The organism is Pontiella sulfatireligans, from assembly GCF_900890705.1.
GTDB classification, from domain to species: domain Bacteria; phylum Verrucomicrobiota; class Kiritimatiellia; order Kiritimatiellales; family Pontiellaceae; genus Pontiella; species Pontiella sulfatireligans.
The window spans coordinates 892,466-916,886 of the sequence record NZ_CAAHFH010000002.1; the positions used below are offsets into that span (position 1 = coordinate 892,466).

Below are 24,421 nucleotides of genomic sequence, written 5' to 3' on the forward strand. Positions count from 1 at the left end.
GTTATGAAGAAAATAATCCTTTTTGTTCTGACCGGCGCGGTGCTCTATTCCACCGGGTGTTCTAAGAAAAACGAATTCCAGGCTCCGCCTCCGCCCGAGGTGACCGTGCAGCATCCTCAACAAAAGGATGTTATCGTTTATAAAAGCTTTCCCGGCCGGCTGGAGGCCTCGGACGAGGTGGATATCACCGCCCGCGTTAAAGGCTTTCTGAAAACGATCAACTTCGAGGACGGCCAGCGCGTAAACGAGGGCGACCTGCTCTTTACGATTGAAGACCAGGAATATCAGAACAACGTAAAGTCGGCGGAAGCCAAGCTCCTGCAGGCCGAAGCGAACCTTGATCTAGCCGATACTACGCTCAAGCGCATGCAGAAGGCCTTTCAAACCAAGGCGGTATCCGAACTCGACGTTAGTAAGGCCGAAGCGGAACAGGCGGGAGCAAACGGCGTTGTTATCGAAGCCAAGGCCGCGCTAGACCAAGCGAAGCTCAACCTTTCCTATACACAGATCCACGCCCCGATGGGCGGGCGGGTGGCCAAACGTCTGCTCAGCGTAGGCAATCTGGTGGGCGATGGGCAAGCGACGTTGCTGACCACCCTGGTGGTGGAATCGCCGATCGATGTCTTTTTCAATATTGATGAGCGCTCCATCATGCCCTTCCTGAAAAAGGGTGACCGCGAGGTTAAGGCTGGAGTTAAGGCCCCGCCGGTTAAAGTGGAACTGGCGGATGGGTCAATCTCCGAGGAAGAAGGGAAAATTAACTATTTCGACCCACAAGTTGATCCGAATACCGGAACCCTGCAGGCCAGGGCCGTTTTCGCCAACAAGAATCTCAAACTCCTGCCCGGTCTATACGGAAAAATTCTGGTTCCGGATCCCCACAAAGACGCCATCCTGGTTCCGGATCTTGCGGTTCAACGCGATATGACCGGAGCCTTTGTGCTGGTTGTGAATGCGGAAAACATGGTGGAGAGCCGCTATATCAAGGGCGGCCCGGTGCTGGAAAGCCAACGTATCGTCGAAGAAGGCCTATCCGCCGAAGACCGTGTGATTGTCGAGGGCATCCAACGCGCCCGGCCGGGCATTCCCGTACGTTTATCTGCGCCGAAGAACGACGAACCCTCTGCCGCCGAAGCGGCTGAATAGACTGGAGATCCGATATGTTCAGCCACTTCTTTATTGACCGCCCTATCTTTGCGGGTGTCATCGCGATTGTTATCATGCTGCTGGGCGGCTTTGCGATGGTGAGCCTGCCGGTCGAACGCTACCCCGACATTTCCCCCCCTTCGATTACGGTTGAGGCCACCTATCCGGGAGCCGATGCCAATACGGTAGCGGATACCGTTGCCGCCGTGATTGAAAAAGAGGTCAACGGGGTTGAAGGCATGATCTACATGAATTCGGTCAGCGCCAACGACGGAACCATGAATCTGACGGTCACCTTCGAAACCGGTGTCGATCTTGACATGGCCAACGTCCTTACGCAAAACCGCGTAGCCAAAGCCATTCCGCAGCTGCCGCAGGAAGTCCAGCGTCTGGGGGTTAAGACCCAGAAAAAATCAACCGATGCCAACCTGTATATTGGCTTTTACAGCCCAGACGGTGATTACGACGATATCTTTCTGGCCAACTTTGTGGCCCTGCGGGTGAAAGACGAAGTGGCCCGCGTCCCCGGCGTCGGGGAAGTTTTTGCCTTCGGGGCCGGCGATTATTCCATGCGGATCTGGCTCGATCCCGAGTTGATGAAGTCACTCGACGTGACCGCGGATGATGTCGTCAATGCCGTGCGCGAACAAAACCTGCAGGTTGCCGCCGGACAGATCGGCGAACCCCCCGTACCCAAGGGGCAGGCCTACCAAATGACGATGAACGTGAAAGGCCGCCTGCTCGAAGCCGAAGAGTTTGAAGACATCGTCATCCGCACCGGCGAAGACGGCCGACTGCTGCGCATCAAAGATGTCGCCAAGGTGGAGCTTGGCGCAAAAACCTATGTCATGGGCTCCTCCCTGAACGGCAAAGACTCCAACACGCTGGCTGTGTATCAGATTCCCGGCGAAAACGCGCTGAATGTCGTAAAAGGCGTCAGAGAAAAAATGACGGAGCTGGAGCCCAACTTCCCGGACGGACTTGAGTATAAAATCATATTTGACAATACCGACGTGATTGTCGCGTCAATCAATGAAGTGAAAGAAACCCTCGTCATCACTCTGATTCTTGTGATCCTGACCGTCTATGTCTTCCTGCAGAATTTCCGCGCCACCATTATTCCCTCCGTCACCATTCCTGTATCACTGATCGGCACCTTCGCGGCCATGTCGGCCCTTGGCTATTCCATCAACACGTTTACCCTGTTCGGCCTTGTTCTGGTGATCGGTATCGTGGTGGATGACGCCATCGTGGTGGTGGAAAACTGTACCCGCCTAATCGACGAAGAGGGTCTGGATCCTAAAGCGGCGGCCAAACGCGCCATGACTGAAATTTCCGGCCCGGTGATCGCCACCACGCTGGTGCTGCTTTCGGTATTTATTCCGACCACCTTTATGCCCGGGATCACCGGACAGCTGTTCAAACAGTTTGCCGTAACGATTTCTGTGGCGACGGTCTTCAGTACCATTAATGCCTTAACCCTGAGTCCGGCGCTCTGCGGCATTCTGCTCCGGCCTTCGAAACAGGGCGCAAAGAAAGGTTTATTCGGTTTATTCAACCGTTCGTTGGACACCACCAAAAAGGGGTATCTCAAAGTGGTGACCCAGGCTCTGCGGAAATCCTTTATCGGCCTGTTGCTGTTTATCGGATTGGCCGTCGTGGCCTTCATGGGCTTCGGAAATCTTCCCGGTGGTTTTGTTCCTCAGGAAGATGAAGGATACTGCATGATCAATGTAACCCTGCCGGAAGCCTCTTCGCTGGAACGCACCAGAGAATTTATTGAAAAAGTGAATGCCGTCATCGGCGAAACGCCCGGTTTACGGGACTACATGACCATTGCGGGTTACTCCATTCTTGACGGGGCCGCGATCCCCAACGCCGGCTTCAGCGTCATGGTATTCGAACAATGGGACAAGCGCGGAAAAGGTGAACATCAGGCGGATATTATCATGAGCCTCAACCAGCGGCTTTCCCAATTAAAAGAAGGCCTTGCCTTCGCCTTCCCGGTGCCCTCTCTTCCCGGCGTCGGTATGTCCGGCGGACTCGTCATGCAATTGCAGGACCGCGGCGGAGCCGGCATGACCACCCTCCAGAAGGTGGCTGACGAATTCATGAACGATGGAAATTCCCAGTCGGGACTCGAGGGCATGTATACCACCTTTCGGGCCAACGTACCGCAGCTTTTTGTCGATATCGACCGCGATCAGGTGCTCTCTAAAGACGTCTCTATGAGTGCTGTATTCAATGCCTTGCAATATTTCTATGGATCGGTTTACTTAAATGACTTCACCTACATGAACCGGGTATTCCAGGTAAAAGCACAGGCGGCTCCGGACTTCCGCCGCGAAGCGGATCAGATTCGTGATATGCCGATCCGCAGTCGCAACGGCAACATGCTCCCCCTTGGAGCGGTTCTCGATATTCACGAGATTCTCGGCCCGCAATCGGTCACCCGGTATAACATGTATCCTGCCGCGAAAATCATGGGACAGCCGGCAGCCGGCTACAGTACGGGACAGGCTATGGAGCTGATCGAAGATATGGGGAAAACCAAACTGCCCGCCTCGATGGGCGTGGAATGGACCGAACTGTCTTATCAGGAAAAAGCGGCGCAGGGTTCGTCGAACATCATCTACTTGCTGGCCATCATCCTCGTCTACCTCGTACTGGCAGCACAGTATGAAAGCTGGAGCATTCCGGTATCCGTCTGCCTGTCGGTACCGACGGCGCTGCTCGGAGCGGTGATTGCACTGATGGTCGGCAAAATGGATAATAATGTTTATGCACAGGTCGGGATCGTACTGCTGATCGGGCTCTGCACCAAAACCGCGATTTTAATCGTCGAGTTCGCCAAGGTGGAACACGATGAAGGCAAAAGCGTCTTTGACGCCGCCATGAGCGCCGCCAACCTGCGCTTCCGCGCCGTACTGATGACGGCCTTCTCCTTCATCCTCGGCGTAATCCCGCTGCTCCTCGCCAGCGGCGCCGGCGCAGAAAGCAGAAAGGTGCTGGGGGCAACCGTGTTCGGAGGCATGCTTGTGGCCACCGTCGCCAGCTTGATCTTCGTGCCGATGCTCTACTTCATCGTCCAGAACCTCAGCGAAAAATCCACTAGCAAAAAACAGGTGAAGGAAGTCCCGAAATGCGAAGACTAACCCCGGCTCTGGTCGCCGTCATCCTGTTGTCCAGCTCCGCCCCCCTGTTTGCCCAGGGTCTCCACGAATACGATGAGTGGTACGAGAACTACACCGTACAGGCCCTGCTTGGCGCCATGAAGTTCGACGACCTTAAGATCGACGTTGAAGGCAGCGGCACGCAAGAAAAAGCAGACCTGAGCACCGTGCCGCAGGTCGGTGGCGCATGGGGAACGCTGCCCTTGGGCAACCGGATACAGGTCGGATTGGAAGCCACCTTTCTCGTGGGGTGGAGAACGGACAACATCGAATATATCGAAATCAACTCCGGACTGCGCGCCAGAGTCTCCACCTCAATGTGGATGTTCGACCTCGCTGGAGGCCCGTACATCAATCTCTTTCTCGACGAGGGGAAAAGGGTCCGCGTCTACGGCGCAGCCGGCCCTCTGCTGATGTATGCCAACTACGACGCCGACAAAGATTACGACGGTGACAATTCGTATGACGAAAACGACGACAGCGAATCCGCCTTCGGCTTCGGCGCATATGGCCGTGCGGGCATCGAATTCCGCATCCACGAGCGCGGCATGCTGGGCATGGGGGCCCGCATCCTCTACGCCAACCTCGATCTCTCAGATGTGGGCGGAACAACGGACGTGAAGGGCATCGCAGGCTTCGTAACCTACACCGCCGGCTTCTAAATCCCCCGCCTGCAGGACCATGGCGTTTTAAATATCCCAGTCCAATCATCCTCGACAAAACGGCTGCGGCGAAATCTGGATTGACCATTCCATAGATCTGAAGAAGTGAGCCGTTGGAGCGAAGCGGAAACAGCGTTTGCGGAGTCGCGAAGCATAATTTCCGGCAGGAAATAGTGTCGTAGACACGGTTCAATAGCGCAGCGCTTCAAAATCCCCCAATCCTATCTTTGCATTTTTCCCGCTTTCACTACCTATCGAACCCACCAACGCCGTCCCCGCCGATGCGGGAAACGCCTTTGCTTCATAGGTTTTTGGCTTCCGCGCCAATTGACACCGCGCGGTGTTCCCCCTATATTCGCCGTCTTTTTACAGGAGATTTTTTCATTCATATGAAAACTGAGCAAATGACTGATTTGGAAAAACTGCGCCACAGCTCGGCGCACGTGATGGCGGCGGCCGTTTGCCGTCTGTTCGACAATGTGCAGCTCGACATCGGCCCGTCAACCGACGACGGGTTCTATTACGACTTTGACCTCGAAGCCCGCATCACCCCGGACGACTTTGAGCGCATCGAAGCCGAAATGAAGAAAATCATCGAAGAAGACCATGCTTTCGAATGCATGACCGTCTCCCGCGACGAAGCGAAGGAGCTGCTCAAAGACCAGAAATACAAGCTCGAACGCCTAGCCGATATCCCCGAAGGCGACGCCATTACCTTTTACACCTGCGGCGAATTCATGGACCTCTGCCGTGGCCCGCACGTCGAGAGCACCGGCAAACTCCGCACATTCCAGCTGATGAACGTAGCGGGCTCCTATTTCCGGGGGCACGAAACCAATCCGATGCTGCAGCGCCTCTACGGCACGGCCTTCACCAATCCGAAGCAGCTTCGCCTCTACCTCAAGCAGATTGAAGAAGCCCAGAAGCGCGACCATCGCCGGCTCGGCAAGGATCTCGACCTCTACTCGATTTCCGAAAACGTCGGACCGGGGCTGGTCAACTGGCACCCGAAGGGCGCACGCATCCGCTCGACCATCGAGGACTTCTGGAAGAAGGAGCACTTCAAGAACGGCTACGACTTGGTCTACACCCCGCACATCGGCAAAGCCAACCTGTGGGAAACATCAGGACATCTGGACTTTTACCGCGAAGGCATGTTCGCCGCCATGGATATCGACGGCCAGGAATACTTCGCCAAACCGATGAACTGCCCCTTCCATGTGGAAATCTATAAAACCGGCCTGCGCTCCTACCGCGAGCTGCCGCTGCGCTGGGCCGAGCTCGGCACGGTCTACCGCTACGAAAAAGCCGGCACCCTGCACGGCCTCTTCCGCGTCCGCGGCTTCACCCAGGACGACGCGCACATTTTCTGCACCACCGACCAGATTGAAGACGAAGTGAAGGAAGTCATCCGCTTCTGCAACTTTATCTGGAAAACCTTCGGCTTCACGGAAGTGAAAGCCTACCTTTCCACCCGCCCCGAAAAAGCGGTCGGCGAGCCGGAACGCTGGGACCAGGCCACCCAATCGCTCGAAGCGGCGATTAAGGCGGAAGGCCTGCCCTACGAAATCGACGAAGGCGGAGGCGCCTTCTACGGCCCGAAGATCGACCTCAAGGTCAAGGATGCGATCGGCCGCGAATGGCAGACGAGCACCATCCAGTTCGACTTCAACCTGCCGGAGCGCTTCGACCTGAAATACATCGGCGCCGACGGCAACGCGCACCGCCCCTACATGGTGCATCGCGCGCTCTTCGGCAGCATGGAGCGCTTTTTCGGCATCCTGATCGAGCACTATGCCGGCGGCTTCCCCGTCTGGCTCGCGCCGGAACAGGTGCGCGTACTTCCCCTTTCCGACGACCAGGAACAGTATGCCAACGAAATCCTCGCCGCGCTCCGCCAGGCCGAAATCCGCGCCAGCGTCGACAAACGCCAAGGCAAGCTCAACGGAAAAGTTAAGAATGCGCAACTGGACAAAGTGCCGTATATGCTTATTATTGGCGGCAAGGAACAGGAGAACAAGCAAGTGGCCGTCCGCCACCGCCTCAAAGGCATGAAGGGCGAGTGCAGCTTGGAAGAATTTATCGCCCAGCTCAAACAGGAAGAGCTGGATAAAAGAACAGTAGACACGGAGGTCTCAGATTAGAAAACAAAACTTCAGAGGCAGGCAGCAACGCGAGCCGCAAGTAAGGATCAACCAGCGCATCCGCGTGCCGGAAGTCCGGTTGCTCGACTATAACGGCGCCGAACTCGGCGTCGTGAAAACCAGCGATGCGCTTAAGCGCGCCGGCGAATACGGGATTGATCTGGTGGAGGTTTCCCCCACCGCCAAACCGCCCGTATGCCGCATCATGGATTACGGCAAATACAAGTATGAGCAGGAAAAGCGCAAAAAAGAGCAAAAGAAGCACCAGGTGCAGATCAAGCTCAAGGAAGTTAAGTTCCACGTCAACGTGGGCGACCACGACTACGAAACCAAGATGCGCAACCTCAAGAAATTCATTGAGCACGGCGACCGCGTAAAGCTTTCGCTCATGTTCCGCGGCCGTGAAAACGCCCACCGCGAACTTGGCTTCGAGGTTATCAAACGCGTGATTGCCGATGCCGATCCCTACACCAGCGTGGATCAGATGCCGCGGCTGCAGGGCCGTTTTGTATCCGCCATTCTCGTACCCAAGAAAACCAAAATCTAATCCAGTAAACCCAGCCTCGACCAGGAATAGTTCCATGATGAAGATGCACTTGAATCGACTCTGGACGGTCAAGGGCGAAAACAAGGCGAAGCACCTTTTGGGGCTCGCCTTTTTTTTGTGCGCCCTCACCGCCCTGCCCGTACGCGCCAGCACGAATTCGGCTACAGGGACGGCTTACGGCACCGACCCAGCGAACTGGGATAATGTTATCTCGATTTCCTCGAAATCGAACGGCCCAGGCTCGCTGATCATCGGCGATGAGGTCACCACGAGCCTGACGCTGGATAACGCCATCCGCGGCTCCATCACCATCACCAACGGATTCAGCAACTTTGACATCATCGCCACCGGCGCCTCGGTCAGCAATACAGCTGGCGCCGTCCTGTTTGTAGCGGGCGGAACCAACCTTGCCATCACCGGTGGCACGTTCCGGGGCGCCAGCGGTTCGGGCGGCTATGTGCTGCCGCCGTTGCCCGGCGAGAACATCATTACCAACTCCACCTCTTCGGCCGCCATAGGCGCCTATTTTTCCGGCACGAAAAAAGTGGTGGTTTCAAAAGCCGCCTTTTCTGGAGGCGCCTACATGCTCGACGACGGCACCTCCCAAGGCACCGACGGCATCCAGGCGCTCAACGTGAGCAACTTTGTGTTCACCGCTGACAGCGGCGGTTCCACCCTCACCGGCGGTTCAGCAAAGGCCGTTTCCTATACGGACGGCGACGCGCTTTCCACAGGCGGGCGGGGACTGTTTGCCTCCGGCACCACGCTGACGGTCAGCAACGGAACCTTCAAAGGCGGCAGCGCAGGCAACGCCGTTTCCGCTTCGTCCTATAGTGCGGTTTCGCGTGGCGGCGACGCGGTTGCTGCCACCGGATCCACCATCAGTATTTTCAAAGGCAGCTTTACCGGCGGAAGCGCCGGATCAGCAACCAATTCCGGCAGCGGCACGGCCGCCGCACTCGGCGGCGCGGGCCTCCGCGCCACGGCATCGGACGTGAACATTTATGGCGGCTCCTTTAAAGGAGGCAACGCAGGCGATGCCGCCGACGACAGCCGGGGAGGAGCAGGCCTGTATGTCGTAGGCTCAACCGTCTCTATCGGCGGAGGCAGCAACGCTCCGTCCTTTACCGGCGGCGCAAACGGCGTCGGCATGCTCGCCATCGACAGCGGTCTCGACATTGACGGGGGCACCTTCACCGGCGGAGCCTACGGCAGCGGCAAGCAGTTCGGCCTCGCGACGGTGGCCAATGCTGGAGGCACGAACGTAATCGACATCAGCGCGGGCACCTTTAGCTCCATTAACTTTTCCGGTTCAGGGCTTCAGAACTTTACGGCGGGCAGCAATCTGACGGTGAACGGCTATGTGGTTCAAGACGGCGGCACCGTAGTGGTCGACCACCTTTCGGACGCCCCGTTCCAGCAAACCCTCGTCCGCTCCGGCTCTATGGAATTCGCCAACGCTTTCACTTTAGCCGACGGAGGCCTGTTTACACTAGACAGTGCAAGCAGCCGGGCGTCCTTCTCCGACATCAATGTTGAGTCGGGCGGATCGCTCAACATTGGTCAAGGCGAACTAACGGCCTCGGGCGCATTCGGTCTGGAAACCGGCGGACAGCTTTCCGTTTCAGTAGTCAACCTAGAAAACGGCACCCTTTATGCGGACACCGCGACATTCCAAACCAACTCGTCTCTTTATATTGATTCCACCCAAGCGGGCTTCGCCGGCGGCTCAACGACTGCGGTCACGGTTGTTTCAACCGACTCTGGAATCTTAGTGGCTGATGCCGGCGGGGCAACGAACAACGCCACGGATGGCAATATTTCCGAAAACGTGCTCCTTGGATCCGACACCGCCGGACGAACCTCTCTTACCGGCCTCTCCATTGACGGCGATAACCTAAAGGCGGAGTTCGCCACGGAAACCCTGCGGGAATACTGGAACGCCGACGGCCAGATGGGCACCTTGGCCGATGATCTGGACGCCATCAACAACACCAACATGATGGCCATCATCGACAGCATCGACAACCCGGAAGAATCCAAGAAGGCTACGGAGCAAACCTACTTCACCACTCCAAACACTTTCCAAACCTCGCTGCTGGGCCTGCAGACGGCGATGGGCCAGGCCGCCGCTCGCGGAACGGAGTTCCGCGAGCAGCTCAAACTCATCCCCCCCGGCGTCAAAGGGCCGGAGCGCAACAACGAGATCCGCGCCTGGGCCAAATACTACGGCAACTTTGTCAACCACGACTCCGACGGCCTGAACGACGGCTACGACACCACGCTGCACGGGGGCACGTTCGGGGCAGACAAAAGCTTCGGCCACCTGCTCGTCGGCATCAGCGGCGGAGCGGGAAAGTACACGACCACGTCAGACCACCACGACGCCAAGGAAGACATCAATGCCTACCACGGCGCAGTTTACGGCACCTACGACTTTTCCCGCGCCTACATCGACGCCGGCATTGCATACGGCTTCAACGATGTTTCCACGAAAACACGCAAGCCGTTCGTGATGCATGGCGATTTCGACGCCCAGCTCATCTGCACCTACATCGGTGGCGGCTACGACCTCATCGACACCGAACACGGCACCGTTTTCACGCCGGAAGCATCGCTGCAGTACACCTACTACGAGCAGGACAGCTACAACGAAAGAAGCAATGATGCCGTGCCGCGCCGCATCGACGATTACGATGCGGACTCGTTGCGCTCCAGCCTCGGACTGAACATTTCCATGCTCAACTCGCTCGAATTGAAACATTACGGGTTCAAGATCGACGGCCGCCTCCACTGGATTCACGAGTTTAACTCCGACACCGACGACATGTCGTTCAAGCTGGAAGGAGGCAACGCAAACTATCAGCTGTCACCGCCGGACCTCGACGAAGACCTGTTCCGTGCGGGCATCGGCTTCTCGTTCTTCAACACCGAGAAACAGAAGCCCAAGAACGTATTGTTCCGGGTGGATTTCGACGAGCTCTTCGGCGAAAACTTTAACTCGCACAACCTCACCCTTAAGGTCGTCTACGCTTTTTAGAACAGAGGACTTTATTCGTGGGGCCGGATTCCGATCCGGCGTCCTACTAAGGCACGGAGGCGCCAGATTGGAATCCGGCCCCACGTTGCTGAAGCCTAGCTCTCGAAGCGCTTGACCGCCGCGGCAACGAAATCCTTGAACAGCGGGTGCGGCTTGACGGGCTGCGACTTGAGCTCGGGATGCGCCTGAGTGGCGACAAACCAAGGGTGGCCCGGCAGCTCGATCATTTCGACCACGCCGATGTCCGGGTTGATGCCGGAGAGCACCAAGCCGTTTTGCTCGAGCTGCTCGCGGAAGTTGTTGTTGACCTCGTAGCGGTGGCGGTGGCGTTCGGAAACGTTTTTGGTTCCGTAGGCGGCAAAGGCTTTGGTGCCCTCTTCCAGCACGCACGGGCAGGCGCCGAGACGCATCGTGCCGCCCTTGTCCACCACGTCGGTCTGCTCTTCCATCAGGCAGACGACCGGATGCTCGGTCTTTATGCCGCGCTCTTCGTCGAACTCGGTGGTGTGCGCGTCGGTCAGCCCGCACACGTTGCGGGCAAATTCAATCACGGCGCATTGCAGCCCGAGGCAGATTCCAAGGAATGGAATGTTGTTTTCGCGGGCATACTGCGCCGCGCGGATCTTGCCTTCCATGCCGCGCGATCCGAAGCCGCCTGGAATGAGCACGCCGTCGACCGTATCGAGAATGGCCGGATCCTTCTCGATATCCTCGGCGGCGAGCTTGACGGCATCGACCTTGTAGCCGGCGGCGCAGCCGCCATGGTAAAGCGCTTCGTAGATCGACTTGTAGGCATCCTGGAGTTCGGAATATTTCCCCACCACGCCGATGCGCACCGTACCTTTGGGGTGCTTGATGGTTTCGATCAGCTTTTCCCAGTCCTTCAGCGGGCGGGACGGCTTGGCGATGCGGAAGCGGTTGAGAATGATTTCGTCCAGCCCGGCGCGGGAAAGCACCAGCGGGATTTCATAGATCGAGGTTTCGACATCCTTCTCAACAATCACGCAGTCCTTGGACACGTTGCAGAAGAGCGAAAGCTTGTCGATATGCTCCTGATCCATATCCACTTCGGTGCGGCAAACGAGCACGTCGGGCATGATGCCGATCTCGCGCAGCTTGGCCACGCTCTGCTGGGTGGGCTTGGTCTTCACCTCTTTGGCGGCCGCGATGAACGGAACGTAGGTGAGGTGGATGAACATGGAGTTGTCGCGCCCAACCTCCAGCCCGAGCTGGCGAATCGCTTCGAGGAAGATGAGTCCTTCGATGTCCCCCACCGTGCCGCCGAGCTCAATGAGAATAACGTCCGGATTTTCGGATTCCAGCGCCCGGACACGGTCCTTGATCTCGTTGGAAATGTGCGGAATCATCTGAATCGTGGCGCCGAGGTAGTCGCCGCGGCGTTCTTTACGGAGGACGTTCCAATAGATGCTGCCCGCAGTTATGTTGCTCTTCTGCGAGGTCGGCTGGCCGGTGTAGCGTTCGTAGTGGCCCAGATCGAGATCGGTTTCTGCACCGTCGTCGGTCACGTAGACTTCGCCGTGCTGGTAGGGGCTCATCGTGCCCGGATCCACATTGAGGTAGGGATCCATCTTGAGCATGCGGATGGTTAAACCGCGGTTAATCAGCAATCGGCCGACGGACGCCGCCGTGATGCCTTTGCCCAAAGATGAAACCACGCCACCGGTGATAAATAGATATTTTGCCATCAAATTCGCCCCATATTGAGAGTGTAGAAACCTTCAAAAAACACGGGAATGGATGGTATCCGCTTTCCCCAACCATCCCAAACCAAAAATCCAACTAATGGGGGAAATCCGCCACCCACACCCGCAATCGGCAAAGTAGCGCAAACTTATTGTTTTTGAATCGGGCGACCTGTAGATTGCTCGGGTTTAACGTATGGGCGGCGTGTGTTTCCGCCTTCTTTTCAAGGGAGATAGTCTGTTATGAAATTCAACTGTTCCATCTTGCCGGCCGCCGTGCTGGTTTTGAGCATCTCGGCACTGTCCGCCTTCGGCGGCGACATAAAATTCGATAGCGGCCAACCGGCATCCATCGAAGGAGCCATCACCAATGGAACCACCTTGTTTGTTGGAGAATACGCCAACAACAACGCGCTTACCATCAGCAACGCCGGTGGCGTTTCGGTGGCCAACGCGCAACTCGGCCAGTTTTCCGACAACAACTCGATTCTCGTTTCCGGAGAGCTGTCATCCCTTCAAGTTGAGGAAAAACTGACCATCGGCCAAGCCGGCGACGACAACAGCCTGACGGCCGCCGACGGCGGCTGGATTGTAGTGGGCGAATCCGACCCAGGCCTGCTCTTGGGCGTCAATACGGGAATCATGGTCGGCAACACCAACGGCACAGCCCAGCTCTCGACCGGCGAAGGGTCTTCCATCAATGCGGACTTCCTCTACCTCGGCGCGGGAAGCAACGACACCGGCCGCATCGATCTTTCGGGCAGCGGCTCCCAGATGACCGTGGCCGACACGGCCTACGTCGGCTACGAAGGCAGCGGCAGCGAGCTGCTCGTCGGCGGAGGAGCAACCCTCACGGTTTCCAACCTGCTGCAAATCGGAACCGGCGCCAACTCCAATAACGTGCTTAACATCAATAGTGGCGGAAAAGCCGTCATCGCAGGCACCGTGGCCGTGAACAATCCCGGCGAAAACACGATCAACGTCAACAGCGGAGGCCGCATTACTTACACCGGCAACGCCAACCTCGACAATGCGGCGGCGCTCGGAGTCAACTTCAACACCGGCTCCACCCTCGAAGCCGGCGGCGAACTGACCTACGGCGAAATCAACGACGGCCTCTCCATCGTCCTCAACAACAGCCTCAACACCAACCTGACCGCCTCGTGGGACACCGGCTCCGACAACATGTATGTCGGCAAGGAGGTCGGAGGCAATTCGCTGACCCTGCTGGACGGCGCGCAAGCGGCGGCCAGCAGCGCCGACGCCATCATTGGCCAAACCTCGAACAACAACAGCATCGATGTTGAAGGCGACGGCTCGCTCCTCGACATCAGCGGACAGTTGCTCGTGGGTGTGACGTCCGACAGCAATGCGCTCAACCTGAGCGACGGCGGGGAAGCCCAGATCGGCACCGACCTCATTCTCGGGCTCAGAGACGCCGCCAACGACAACGAAGTGAACCTCAGCGGCGAAGACACCCTCCTGACGGTCGGCGGAGCGATTATTGTCGGCCAGGACGGCATCGACAACTCACTGAACCTTTCCGACGGCGCGGCAGCCGTCGCCCAAAGCCTGCAACTCGGCCAGAGCGCCGGCGCCGACGGCAACTCAGCCACCCTCTCGGACGACGCCTTGCTGGACATCGCCATGAATGTGGAGCTCGGCTCAGCCAGCTCGGACAACAGCCTGACGGTCGACAACGCCGCACTCGACATCGGTGGAGGTCTCTTCATCGGAGCCGATGGCTCCGACAACGCCGTCACGCTGACCGGCAGCAACGCTTGGATCAATGCAGGCGGCATGCTCCTCGGAGGCAGCGGAAGCGACAACAGCCTGGATATTGAAGCCGGAGCAAAACTGATGCTCGCCGGCGACGCCTTCTTGGGCACCAACTCCGCAAACAACTCCATTTACGTGACCGGGACCAACTCGCTGCTCGACATCTCGGGAAGCCTGACGATGGGCACCTTGGCAGAGACCAATTCAAATTCCGGCAACACCTTGTCCGCGTTTGACGCGGCGCGCATCGCCATCGGCCTCGACCTGAACGTGGGCAACGGCTCGCTTATTAAAATCGAGTCCGGTTCTCAAGTCACCGTCGACGGCGACTACACGCAGGATGCCAGCTCCACGCTGGAATTGTCGGTCGGCTCGTCCAACATGGGCCTCACCAACCTCGTCGTGGGCGGAACGGCCTCCTTCGCGAGCAACACGACCATCCACGTCTTCGACGCCGGCATCACCGGCCCCACCAACGAATTTGACGAGGTGGCCGTAGCGGCCGGAGAGCTTCTGATCGACGATCTCGCCGCAACAACCGCCCTGCTCAACAACACCAACGTCATCAACTTCGTCAACGACCTGCTAGGCATCGACGCCATGGTGGCCGACAACTCCATCGTGCTGAAGACCGAGTTCCTGCCGATCGCCGAAAACTCCGGCCTCACCGGCACCTACCTCGAACCCGTCGCCGACGAAATCGACGGCCTCGCCAAAGCCGGCGGCACCAACGCCATCTCCATGCGCAACATTATGGGCGTCGATATGGACGAGGACGGACGCAACCAGGCAATGAAGGACTACTACGGCAAACAGGAAAGCACCTCCCCCGGCCACAACATCATCAACATGGGCATCCAAAGCGTATCGGAACAGCTGACGATGCGCGCGGACAGCACCCGCGCCCGCATGGGCTCCGCTACGTCTTCAACCATCAACCCCGAAGCGGCGCCAGAAGGCGCCATGGGGCCGCACGCGCAAGGCCAGGAGCTGCAGGGCTGGATCTCCGCCTTCAACACCTGGGTCGACCAAAGCAAAGACGGCAACTATAGATCCTACGATGGAAGCATGGGCGGCTTCATGATTGGCGCCGACTTCTCGGTTGCCGAAAACCTGCTCGTCGGCGTGGCCGGCGGCGCCAGCAGCAGCGACATGGACCAAGACCGCGGAGGCAAAGTTGAAACAGATACCACCTACGGCGCCATCTACGCTTCGGCCGGCACCAAAGACTGGTATATCGACAGCAGCCTGCTCTACGGCGGCAGCACCATAAAGCACCGCCTCGGCAACGTCTTCAAAACCAAGGCAGACTACGATGCCCAAAACATGGCGTTCTATCTCGGCGGAGGCAAGGAATACACCGGGGACTACCTCATCATCACCCCGCAAGTCTCGATGCTCGCCAACTACTACAGCCAAGACAGCTATAAGGAAAAATCCAAGGACGCCGTCGGCCGGAAAGTGGACAGCTTCGACCAGTTCTATTTTCAGAGTTCCATCGGCTGCAGCCTCGGCATGTACACCAGCCTGGGTGAAACCACCCTCCGGCCGGAAGTCCGCATTCACTGGCTGCACGAGTTCAATGCCAGCGAGGAAGACCTGGACTACCGGCTGATCGGCGGCTCAGGAAACTACAAAATGGAGCTGCAGGCCCCCGAAAAGGACATCCTTAAGATTGGCGCCGGCGTGGTCGCTAAAATGGGCGAATACCTCGAGTTGCGCGCCGATCTCGACACCCGGCAGGGGGACAACTATTCCGACTTCACCATGCTCGGCTCCATCCGCTACCAGTTCTAATTCCCCGCGCGTGGAAAATCGAGTAGGACAAGGCTGAGTGATCAAGCTCAGCCTTGTTCCTCTCACAGAACCGTGCGTACGGACCTCGTACACGGCTCCTGTTTACTTTTATCCCCGATTCAATGGGGAAAGCGTTCCGGTCTCTACTTGATCGGCGGCGTATAGCCCGATCTCGTTGAACCAGCGGTTGGGCATCGCCATATGGGCGAGCTGGCAGGAGGCGTTGCGCCATGAGGCCATTTTGATCCGCTTAAACTCTCCCTTGTAGCCCAGTTGCCTGAGCCGTCGGTGGAGCTTCTGCGGTTTCTTCCACAGCTTCATTTGTATGGCGCGCAACCTCCGTCTTAGCCAACTCATCAGCTTCTTCAACTCCGTCTTGCAGTTCGCAACCTTAAAATAGTTCACGAACCCGCGCAGGACGGGATTGAGGTCGCGTATCACTTTGGCGAGATTCACGGGCGTGTTTCTGCGCGTGACGGCTTTGAGCTTGGCCTTGATTCGGGCGATTTTCTTGGCCTGTATTTTCGTATAGGTCAAACCGATCTCCACTCCCAGAAAGGCGACGCCCTCCTGCAACTCGGTCACATGCGTCTTGCGACGGTTGACCACGAGTTCGAGCTTTCCTTCAAGGTAGTCCTCGGCCACCCGAAGTGCGTTTTGTGCGCCTTTCGGGCTACCCTTGAAAATCAGAATGTCGTCCGCATAACGTACGACCCGATGCCCTCGTCCCGCCATATGCTGGTCGAATTCGTCCAGATAAATATTGGCGAGAAGCGGACTGATAACTCCGCCCTGCGGGCTTCCGGTTTCCGTTCGAGCAAACAGGCCATGGTTCATGACTCCGCTCTCCAAGAACATTCTGATGAGCGCAAGGATACTGCCGTCAGCCACCTTGCGCCGTACCGCTTTTAAGATCAGATCATGATCCAGCAGGTCGAAGCATTTGCTCAAATCCATATCCACCACATGCTCCAACCCCTCCTCGCGCATTCGTGCGGTTGCCTCTGCAATCGCTCCATGTGCGCTTCGTTTGGGTCGGTAGCCATAGCTTCCAGAATGAAACCCTGCTTCAAAGATCGGCTCAATCGCCATCTTCAATGCCTGCTGCACCACGCGGTCGCGCACCGTCGGTATCCCAATCAAGCGGATACCTCCATCCGGCTTTTCAAGCTCCACCCGTTTCACGGGGCTGGGTCGATAAGCCTTTGTGCGCAACGCCTCAAGAAGTTCGGCGATATTTTCCGACTGGTTCAGCGCAAAGCCTTTGCAGGACTGCCCGTCTATTCCGGGAGCTCCATTGCTCGACTTCACCTTTTTGAACGCCGTTTCCAACACCTGAGCGTGGAGTAAGCGATCATATAAACTGTACCAAACCCGCATCCTATCGTTCATCCTCGCTTCTTTGTGCTTCGCTCCGTCCATCTTCCGTTTTCACGATCTCGTTCGATTCTTCAGCGGGCTTCCAAGGGCTTGTATCCGGTTCAACGGCAATATGCCTTTTCAACTCCACCTACTCCGAAGGAACAGTTTGCCTCCAGTCCGCTCGTTCCCGAGTTCGCCCAAGACCACTTGCCCGCCTTGCGACGGCTTACCTCCCCGAAACCGCGTCCCGTCAATTGACGTAGCTTTCAAGTAAACTTCACCCCTTCGCATCCAGCCGACGCTTTTGGCCATCGACCGTCCCGGCGAACAAGCCGCAGGTCGATCCGGTTTTGCCCTCCACACCCTCACGGGCTTTCACAGGCCGGATCTTCATCACTACTACGGGCTCATCTGCCACCCTGCACGCTTCGCCCAGCTCCTTGAACTTCTTCTTGGAGCCAAACTATTGCGCTCTCGCACAAACCATGCAGGGCTTCCCCGGTTATGACTCCGGCTCCCTGTGAACGATTCCATCCTCAATCACAAACGCAGTCTGTCCGAGTACCAGGCTTCGCGCTATTTTGCACGCTTACCTTCTGCGCCTGCCGAATCAGGTTTACAACCGTTATGTACCGTTCACTTCCTATCGCTTCCTTCAGACCCCGCCGTTACCAGCAACGCCCTTGCGATTCGGATTTACTTCCCCTCGGACGGGGTGTTATCGCCTTCTTTCAGGCGACTGGGTTTGCCGGCTTTGCCGGGCAAACAAGAAAAGGGACCGCCAAAGCGGTCCCTTTTTCGTGGCACCGGACTCCGATCCGGCGCCGGCGTTCTACTGCACAGTCGAACGCTGCGCCCCCACTCCGTCGACGCCCGCTTCAACCACATCGCCGGCCTGCATCAGCACCTTCGGCTCGCGAGCCGACCCAATGCCGCTCGGCGTTCCGGTCGAGATCACATCCCCCGGCAGCAACGTCATGCCCCGCGAGATGTATTCAATCAGGAAAGGCACATCAAACATCATATCGGCCGTATTCCCGTCTTGGAGCACCACCCCGTTATGCTTCTGCCATACCCGCAGGCTTCCGATCGAGGGAATTTCGTCGGGCGTCACAAGAAACGGCCCCATCGGGCAGAAGGTGTCGAAGCCTTTGCCCCGCATCCACTGGCCGTTGGCCTTTTGCACGATGCGCTCGGTGGCATCGTTCAAAACCGTATAGCCGGCCACATAATCCAGCGCATCCGCCGCCTGAACCCTGGAAGCGGTCTTCCCAATAACCACAGCAAGCTCCGACTCGCTGTCAACCACCTGCGCCTCGGCCGGAAGTGCAATCGGATCAAACGGACCGTTGACGGCTGACGTCGCCTTGAAAAACAGGATCGGCTCCGAGGGGATTTCGTGGCCGAACTCCTTGGCATGGTCGGCATAGTTCGCGCCCACGCAAATGATTTTTGACGGGCGTGCAATAGGCGCGCCCAGCCGGATGCCGGCGGCATCAACAAACTTGGCGCCGGGATCATTCACCAGCTCGGCCAACTGTTCTACGCCATGATGGGTAAAAAAGTGCTCGTTATAATCCTCGATATGGAACGCCAGCGCCCGTACATCCAGAATCCGCCCATCGCCCATCCATACGCCTGGACGCTCTTTTCCCTTTTCTCCAAACCGAACCAGCCTCATGTAAACCTCCTGATATAAAACAGGGAAATTAGCAGAAGAGCACGAAGGTCGCGAAGCAAACAAACGGCCTCTCTTCGCGACCGTTGCGATCTTGGTGTTGAAAATTTAACGCATGCAGTCCATCTTCCCCCCATGTGCGGACGCTTTACACAAACTAAAAGCCGGAAAGAGGCGGTCGAAGCCCTTGGCGGGATTGAACTCCCCCCACTGTTTCATGGGCGCTACAACATTGCTCCAACGCAAAGCGTTGCCGTCATCCGGCAGGAAGATCCCTCCCGCGCCGAGGAGTGCATCTGGGGCTTTAAGAACCCGCGCTCCAACGGCGTGGTGATCAACGCGCGCTCGGAAACCCTCTCGGAACGCCCCCTCTTCAAGGACCTGCTGTTTACCAACCGCTGCCTGATTCCCGCCGACGGCTTCTACGAATGGAAAGCCCGGCAGCCCTACTATTTCCAAACGGCGGAAAAGCGGCTCTTCGCCTTTGCCGGGCTTTGGCGCGACGGACGATGCGTCGTCATCACCCGCGCCGCCGACGCCAACATGCAGGGCATCCACGACCGCATGCCCGTCATCCTTCCCCCGAACCGCTGGAACGACTGGCTGCTCGTTCATCCGATTGGTAAATCCAGACTGACGATCGTCACTCTGGATTTACCCCCCATCCCCGAAGCGCTGACGGCCCGGCCGGTCTCCCGCCGCGTCAACAAGGTCGCCAACGACGACTCCGCCTGCCTCGACCCCGGAGAGGAGCAGGCCGATCTATCCTTGTTTCCCAGCGAGGAGTAATCTACCTTTTTCAAACCTTGGAGGAAAACATGAAGATACTGGTGCTGAACGGACCCAACCTGAATTTGCTCGGAACACGCGAACCCGAAATCTACGGCCATGAAACCCTCGCCGACATCGAAACGGAAATGAAGGCGGTTTGCCCAGAAGTCGAGATAGAGTTCCGTCAATCCAATGCGGAATCGGATTTGATTACCTGGATCGGTGCAGCGCGCGGGCAGTTCGACGGCATCATCATCAACCCGGCCGCCCTCACCCACACCAGCCTCGGCGTGTGCGATGCGCTCAAGGCGGTCGCCGACGTGGTTCCGGCAGTGGAAGTCCACCTGAGCAACACCCACAAGCGCGAGGAAATCCGGCACACGAGTCTGACGGCATCGGCCTGCATCGGCCAGATTATGGGATTTCAGGGCTTCGGCTACACGCTCGCGCTGCGCGCGCTGGTGAATAGGCTTGAGCGTTCGTAGTTCCGCCTTAAGGTGGAACTACGAACGTATTGCAAGCTTGCGGAAGGCTTCGTCGAAAACCTGCAGGTCAGGAATGTTGCGCTCCAGCCGGCGGGCCATTCCTTCCACCACCTGAATCGCCTGCAAAGCCGAAGCCGGTGTATGGGACTTGGCCTGTTCTTCTAAAATGCGCTGCTCGCCAGAAAAGGCAAGATGGCGGCTGTCAATATTAGATGCCAGCATCAGCACGTCGCGGTGCCAGTCGAGCATGATGCGGAACACATCCGCCTGCACTTCCTTGAGGAGCGAGCTGGTGCGCGCCTCTAAAATCACCTTCAATTTCGATTCATCAAGCGCCTCTTCGCCGAGATCGAGATCGTTCTCAACCGCATCGGCAATGCCCGCCTTGAGCAGGTCGAACAGGCCTTTGAGCCGGCTGGCCAAACGGGCGGCATCCAAGCCGCCCATCGGAGGAAGGTCGCGCAGAATGCCCATCAGCGGCTCCTCCCAATCAGCGTCCATCTCCCCGGCCTTGCCTTCCGAAAGCACGATCTTTTGGCAGCGGGAAATAATGGTGGGGAGCAAAGCCTGCGGCGAACTGGTGACCAGCAGTAGAATGGTCTTGGGCGGAGGCTCTTCAAGCGTCTTTAAGAGCACGTTTGCCGAGTTGGTGTTCATGCATTCCGCCGAAAGAATAATGCCCGCCTTCCAGCCGCCTTCAAACGAAGTTTGCGTCATGCGATGCACCAGCGCCCGCACCTCGTCGGCCTTGATCTGACGTGATTTGCTCTGCGGCTCGATCCATAGCGTGTCGACATGCTTGTGCGCCTCGACTTTTCGACAAGCAACGCATTCGTTGCAGGGCTTCTCGGCGCTTTCACAAAAGAGCAGCTTCAGGAATGATTCCGCAAAATGCAGCGCGTTGCCGCGCGGAGAGCCGACAATGACGTAGGCGTGCGCCAACCGGCCGGTTTCGAATCCGTTGCGAATGCCTTCCCAAGCCTCTGCATGCATATCGACAGCTTCCATTACAGCAGCACCTCCTTCACAACATCCCAAACACAGGAAGCCACCTCTTCGACCGATCCGGATGCATCAACAATGCGAAAACGTTCCGGCTCGCGCTCGGCAAGCTGGTGGTAGCCGTCACGCACGCGACGATGAAAATCGCGCGCTTCGAGCTCAAAGCGATCATGCGTTGCTTCGCCGTCTGCATAACGCGCAGCCAAACGCTGAAAACCCAGCTCTATGTCAAAATCGAGCAACAGGGTGAGATCGGGTTTGCGTCCATAAATGGCAAAATCGTTGACCGCGTCGAGCGTGTCGATGTCCATGCCCCTGGCAAAACCCTGATAGGCCATGGTGGAGTCAATAAAACGGTCGCATAAAACCCAGCCACCCTTTTCAAGGGTTGGAAGGATGACCTGATCCATCAGCTGCGCGCGACTGGCCGTGAAGAGCAGCAGCTCGGCACGGTCCGACAAAGGTTCGCCGGCAGCATCGTGCTGCAAAATATTGCGAACCGCCTCGCCGGTGGCGGTGCCTCCCGGCTCGCGGGAGCAAACCACTTCGATGCCCTGCACTTCGAGCGTTTCAGCCAGCAGGCGGATCTGCGTCGATTTCCCGCTGCCTTCCGGCCCCTCGAAGGTGATGAATCTACCGCTCATAAAACCCTAAATTCTAATTTCTAAATCCTAAGCAAATTCCAAGCGGCCAATTACAAAACAACCAATTTTTCAGGTTTCACATTTCAAGTTTCAGGCAAGCTTCCTGAGTTTCGGCCCCTCGGGCGTGTCTTTGACGGTCCAACCCAGCTCGGCCAAGCGGTCGCGGATGCGGTCGGACTCGGCCCAGTTTTTTTCAGCACGCGCAACAGTGCGCGCTTCGAGCAGTTCCGTTACTTCGTCGTCAATTTTCTCTTCCTGGGGAATGAGCAGGCCGAGAACGGCATCGAGCTCCTTCCAAAGATTGGAGATCGCCAGTGCCTGTTTTCCTGTTAGAGGAGCTTCGGCCATTGCCTTGTTGCCGGCATGCACGGTATCGAAGACAGCTGCCATCGCGCCGGAAATGTTCATGTCGTCATCCATCGCCTCAGCAAACTTACTGCGGGCATTGGATGCCCATTCCGGCAGATCCCCGGCTTCCGTTTCGGAGCCGGCGGCTTCCATGATGGTGGCATAGAATTCGTCGAGGCGCTTGAGCGCCGCGCGGTTGGCATCAAGCGACTTAAAGGCAAAGTTGAGCGATTGGCGATAGTGGGACGAGAGCAATTCGTAGCGGACTTCGCGCCCAGTGTAGCCCATGTCGAGAATTTCGCGCAGGGTGTAGAAATTGCCGACGGACTTACTCATCTTCTTGCCGTCAACAACGAGGTAGCCGCAGTGCATCCAGTATTTGGAGTAAGGCTTGCCAGTGGCGGCTTCGGACTGCGCGATTTCGTCTTCGTGGTGCGGGAAAATATTATCGACCCCACCGGTATGGATATCGAAGCTTTCACCCAGCAGCTTCATGCTCATGGCGGAACACTCAATGTGCCACCCCGGACGGCCGCGCCCCCAAGGGGAATCCCAGACGACGTCGCCGTCTTCCGGCACGTAGGCCTTCCAGAGCGCGAAGTCGGCGGCGTTGTCTTTGTCGTATTCGTCTTGATCGACGCGCGCGCCGGACTGCATTCCTTCACGGTCCAAGCGGGCAAGCTTTCCGTATTCAGCAAACTTGTCGATGCTGTAGTAGACGGATCCGTCGTCGGACTGATAGGCGTAGCCCTTTTCAAAAAGCGTTTCGATGATTGCGATCATCTCGGGGATGTAGTCGGTCGCTGCGGGATAGTGCTCGGCCGGCTCAATGTCGAGCTTGGCGAGATCGGAAAAAAAAGCATCGATATAGGTTTTGGTATATTCTTTCAGGGGCAGGCCCTGCTCGATGGAAGACCGGATCGTCTTGTCGTCCACGTCGGTGAGGTTCTGCACCTGGGTGACTTCAAAGCCGCAGAACTTAATGTAGCGGCGGAGCAGATCCTCAAACATGTAGGCGCGGAAGTTGCCGATATGGGCATAGTTGTACACCGTGGGACCGCAAGTATACATGCGGACATGCTTTCCATCCAAAGGAAGCAGCTCCTCCTTGGTTCGGCTCATGGTGTTGTAGACCCTGAACGCCATTGCTATATCCCCTCGAGATCTACGATGGGCGCATCCTTCCAGAGCTTTTCAAGGTCGTAGAATTCACGAAGTTCTCGCTCGAAGATATGAACCATCACACCGTGGTAGTCCATGATCATCCACCCGCTGTCGGGCACGCCTTCCCGGTGGTAGCCCTTGAACCCCGCATCCTTGAAGAGGCGTCGCAAGCCGTCGTAGAGCGCCTTGAGGTGAGGCTTGTTGGCGCCGGTGGCGATGATGAAGTAGTCCGCGATATTCGAGTGTTCGCGCAGATCCAACGCGACAATCTCTTCCGCCTTCCGATCGCCCAAAAACTCGACAATTTCTTTAATGATTTCTAAATCTTTTTCCATATCTTCCTTACTCAGCCCCGGTAGAGGCCGTGTTCAAATATATACATTTCCACTTCGGGCGACACCAGATAGCGGACCGACAACCCTTCAGCAACGCGCATGCGTATTTCCGATGATGACACCTCGACCAAATGCATATCAACCACATTGCGCATCAGCTTGTCTTTCCGCTCATCGGGCAGCCGCACTTTTTCGGCAATCGATTCGAGGGCCGACTCGCCCGGACGAAGAAACGTTGCAACTTCGCATAAATCCAGCAACTCGTCTATTTTATACCAATTGTGAAGATCCACCAAGGTGTCGCTGCCGACGACCAGCACCCATTCCGCATCCGGGATCGATTGCTTGAGCTGACGCACCGTATCAATCGTATAGGAGACGCCGCCCCGCACCAGCTCTTCATCCGACACCGAAAAACGGATATCGGACTCCACGGCCAGCTTAAGCATGTTCAACCGGTGCCCGTCATCAGCGAGAGACAGATGCTGCTTGTGGGGGGGGACAGCGGCGGGAACAAAAACAACTTCGCTCAGCTCCATCCGCTCTACGGCATCTTGGGCAATGACCAGATGCCCGATGTGAACCGGGTCAAAAGAGCCTCCCATAATACCGATGCGTTTCGCGGTAGATCGAGACTCCAT

At 57.3% G+C, this 24,421-nt stretch carries 17 protein-coding genes; 9 read left to right on the top strand and 8 right to left on the bottom strand.

The window, feature by feature from the left end; translation table 11 throughout:
• The first annotated feature begins 3 nt into the window (after positions 1 to 3).
• From SCARR_RS16750 to SCARR_RS16775, 6 genes are all read left to right on the top strand, one after another.
• Positions 4 to 1,146 (top strand): efflux RND transporter periplasmic adaptor subunit, encoded by a 1,143-nt coding sequence (locus SCARR_RS16750; protein WP_136062818.1) that lies wholly within the window; start codon positions 4 to 6, stop codon positions 1,144 to 1,146.
• 14 nt (positions 1,147 to 1,160) lie between these two features.
• Positions 1,161 to 4,301: an efflux RND transporter permease subunit gene (locus SCARR_RS16755; RefSeq protein WP_136062819.1), complete on the top strand. Its 3,141-nt coding sequence runs from the start codon at positions 1,161 to 1,163 to the stop codon at positions 4,299 to 4,301.
• Positions 4,289 to 4,981: an outer membrane beta-barrel protein gene (locus tag SCARR_RS16760; RefSeq protein ID WP_136062820.1), complete on the top strand. Its 693-nt coding sequence runs from the start codon at positions 4,289 to 4,291 to the stop codon at positions 4,979 to 4,981. The genes SCARR_RS16755 and SCARR_RS16760 overlap by 13 nt, the downstream gene beginning before the upstream one ends.
• Before the next feature lie 389 nt (positions 4,982 to 5,370).
• Entirely contained in the window at positions 5,371 to 7,125 is a 1,755-nt protein-coding gene (thrS, locus tag SCARR_RS16765) for a threonine--tRNA ligase (RefSeq protein WP_136062821.1), read from the top strand.
• Entirely contained in the window at positions 7,121 to 7,672 is a 552-nt protein-coding gene (gene infC / locus SCARR_RS16770; protein ID WP_136062822.1) for a translation initiation factor IF-3, read from the top strand. Before thrS ends, infC begins: the two co-directional genes overlap by 5 nt.
• A gap of 34 nt (positions 7,673 to 7,706) precedes the next feature.
• Positions 7,707 to 10,712: an autotransporter family protein gene (locus SCARR_RS16775; protein ID WP_168433382.1), complete on the top strand. Its 3,006-nt coding sequence runs from the start codon at positions 7,707 to 7,709 to the stop codon at positions 10,710 to 10,712.
• A 95-nt stretch (positions 10,713 to 10,807) separates the two neighbouring features.
• Here SCARR_RS16775 and SCARR_RS16780 read toward each other — a convergent pair whose 3' ends face one another.
• Entirely contained in the window at positions 10,808 to 12,418 is a 1,611-nt protein-coding gene (locus tag SCARR_RS16780; protein WP_136062824.1) for a CTP synthase, read from the bottom strand.
• 240 nt (positions 12,419 to 12,658) lie between these two features.
• On the opposite strand from SCARR_RS16780, the gene SCARR_RS16785 reads away from it, so the two are divergent.
• Entirely contained in the window at positions 12,659 to 15,991 is a 3,333-nt protein-coding gene (locus SCARR_RS16785) for an autotransporter family protein (RefSeq protein ID WP_136062825.1), read from the top strand.
• A gap of 108 nt (positions 15,992 to 16,099) precedes the next feature.
• Here the strand turns inward: SCARR_RS16785 and ltrA are convergent, their stop codons facing one another.
• On the bottom strand, positions 16,100 to 17,371 hold the full coding sequence (gene ltrA, locus SCARR_RS16790) for a group II intron reverse transcriptase/maturase (RefSeq protein ID WP_136062162.1): 1,272 nt from the start codon (positions 17,369 to 17,371) through the stop codon (positions 16,100 to 16,102).
• Between the two features lie 814 nt (positions 17,372 to 18,185).
• Positions 18,186 to 19,034 carry a fumarylacetoacetate hydrolase family protein gene (locus SCARR_RS16795; protein ID WP_136062826.1) on the bottom strand — a complete coding sequence of 283 codons (849 nt, stop codon included), beginning with the start codon at positions 19,032 to 19,034 and terminating at the stop codon, positions 18,186 to 18,188.
• Positions 19,035 to 19,166: 132 nt separating this feature from the next.
• On the opposite strand from SCARR_RS16795, the gene SCARR_RS16800 reads away from it, so the two are divergent.
• A complete protein-coding gene (locus SCARR_RS16800; RefSeq protein ID WP_136062827.1) occupies positions 19,167 to 19,820 on the top strand; it encodes an SOS response-associated peptidase in 654 nt (217 codons plus the stop codon).
• A gap of 29 nt (positions 19,821 to 19,849) precedes the next feature.
• The gene (aroQ, locus tag SCARR_RS16805) at positions 19,850 to 20,287 is read left to right on the top strand and encodes a type II 3-dehydroquinate dehydratase (RefSeq protein WP_136062828.1); all 438 of its coding nucleotides are present in this window, start codon (positions 19,850 to 19,852) and stop codon (positions 20,285 to 20,287) included.
• An 18-nt stretch (positions 20,288 to 20,305) separates the two neighbouring features.
• Here aroQ and SCARR_RS16810 read toward each other — a convergent pair whose 3' ends face one another.
• The 5 genes from SCARR_RS16810 to nadD form a co-directional block, all read right to left on the bottom strand.
• Positions 20,306 to 21,295, bottom strand: coding sequence for a DNA polymerase III subunit (locus SCARR_RS16810; protein ID WP_136062829.1), 990 nt, complete (start codon positions 21,293 to 21,295; stop codon positions 20,306 to 20,308).
• Positions 21,295 to 21,933 (bottom strand): dTMP kinase, encoded by a 639-nt coding sequence (gene tmk, locus SCARR_RS16815; RefSeq protein WP_136062830.1) that lies wholly within the window; start codon positions 21,931 to 21,933, stop codon positions 21,295 to 21,297. The genes SCARR_RS16810 and tmk overlap by 1 nt, the downstream gene beginning before the upstream one ends.
• Positions 21,934 to 22,023: 90 nt before the next feature.
• A complete protein-coding gene (gene cysS / locus SCARR_RS16820; RefSeq protein ID WP_136062831.1) occupies positions 22,024 to 23,427 on the bottom strand; it encodes a cysteine--tRNA ligase in 1,404 nt (467 codons plus the stop codon).
• Positions 23,428 to 23,429: 2 nt separating this feature from the next.
• Positions 23,430 to 23,780 (bottom strand): ribosome silencing factor, encoded by a 351-nt coding sequence (rsfS, locus tag SCARR_RS16825; protein ID WP_136062832.1) that lies wholly within the window; start codon positions 23,778 to 23,780, stop codon positions 23,430 to 23,432.
• Positions 23,781 to 23,791: 11 nt separating this feature from the next.
• A complete protein-coding gene (gene nadD, locus SCARR_RS16830; RefSeq protein WP_136062833.1) occupies positions 23,792 to 24,421 on the bottom strand; it encodes a nicotinate-nucleotide adenylyltransferase in 630 nt (209 codons plus the stop codon).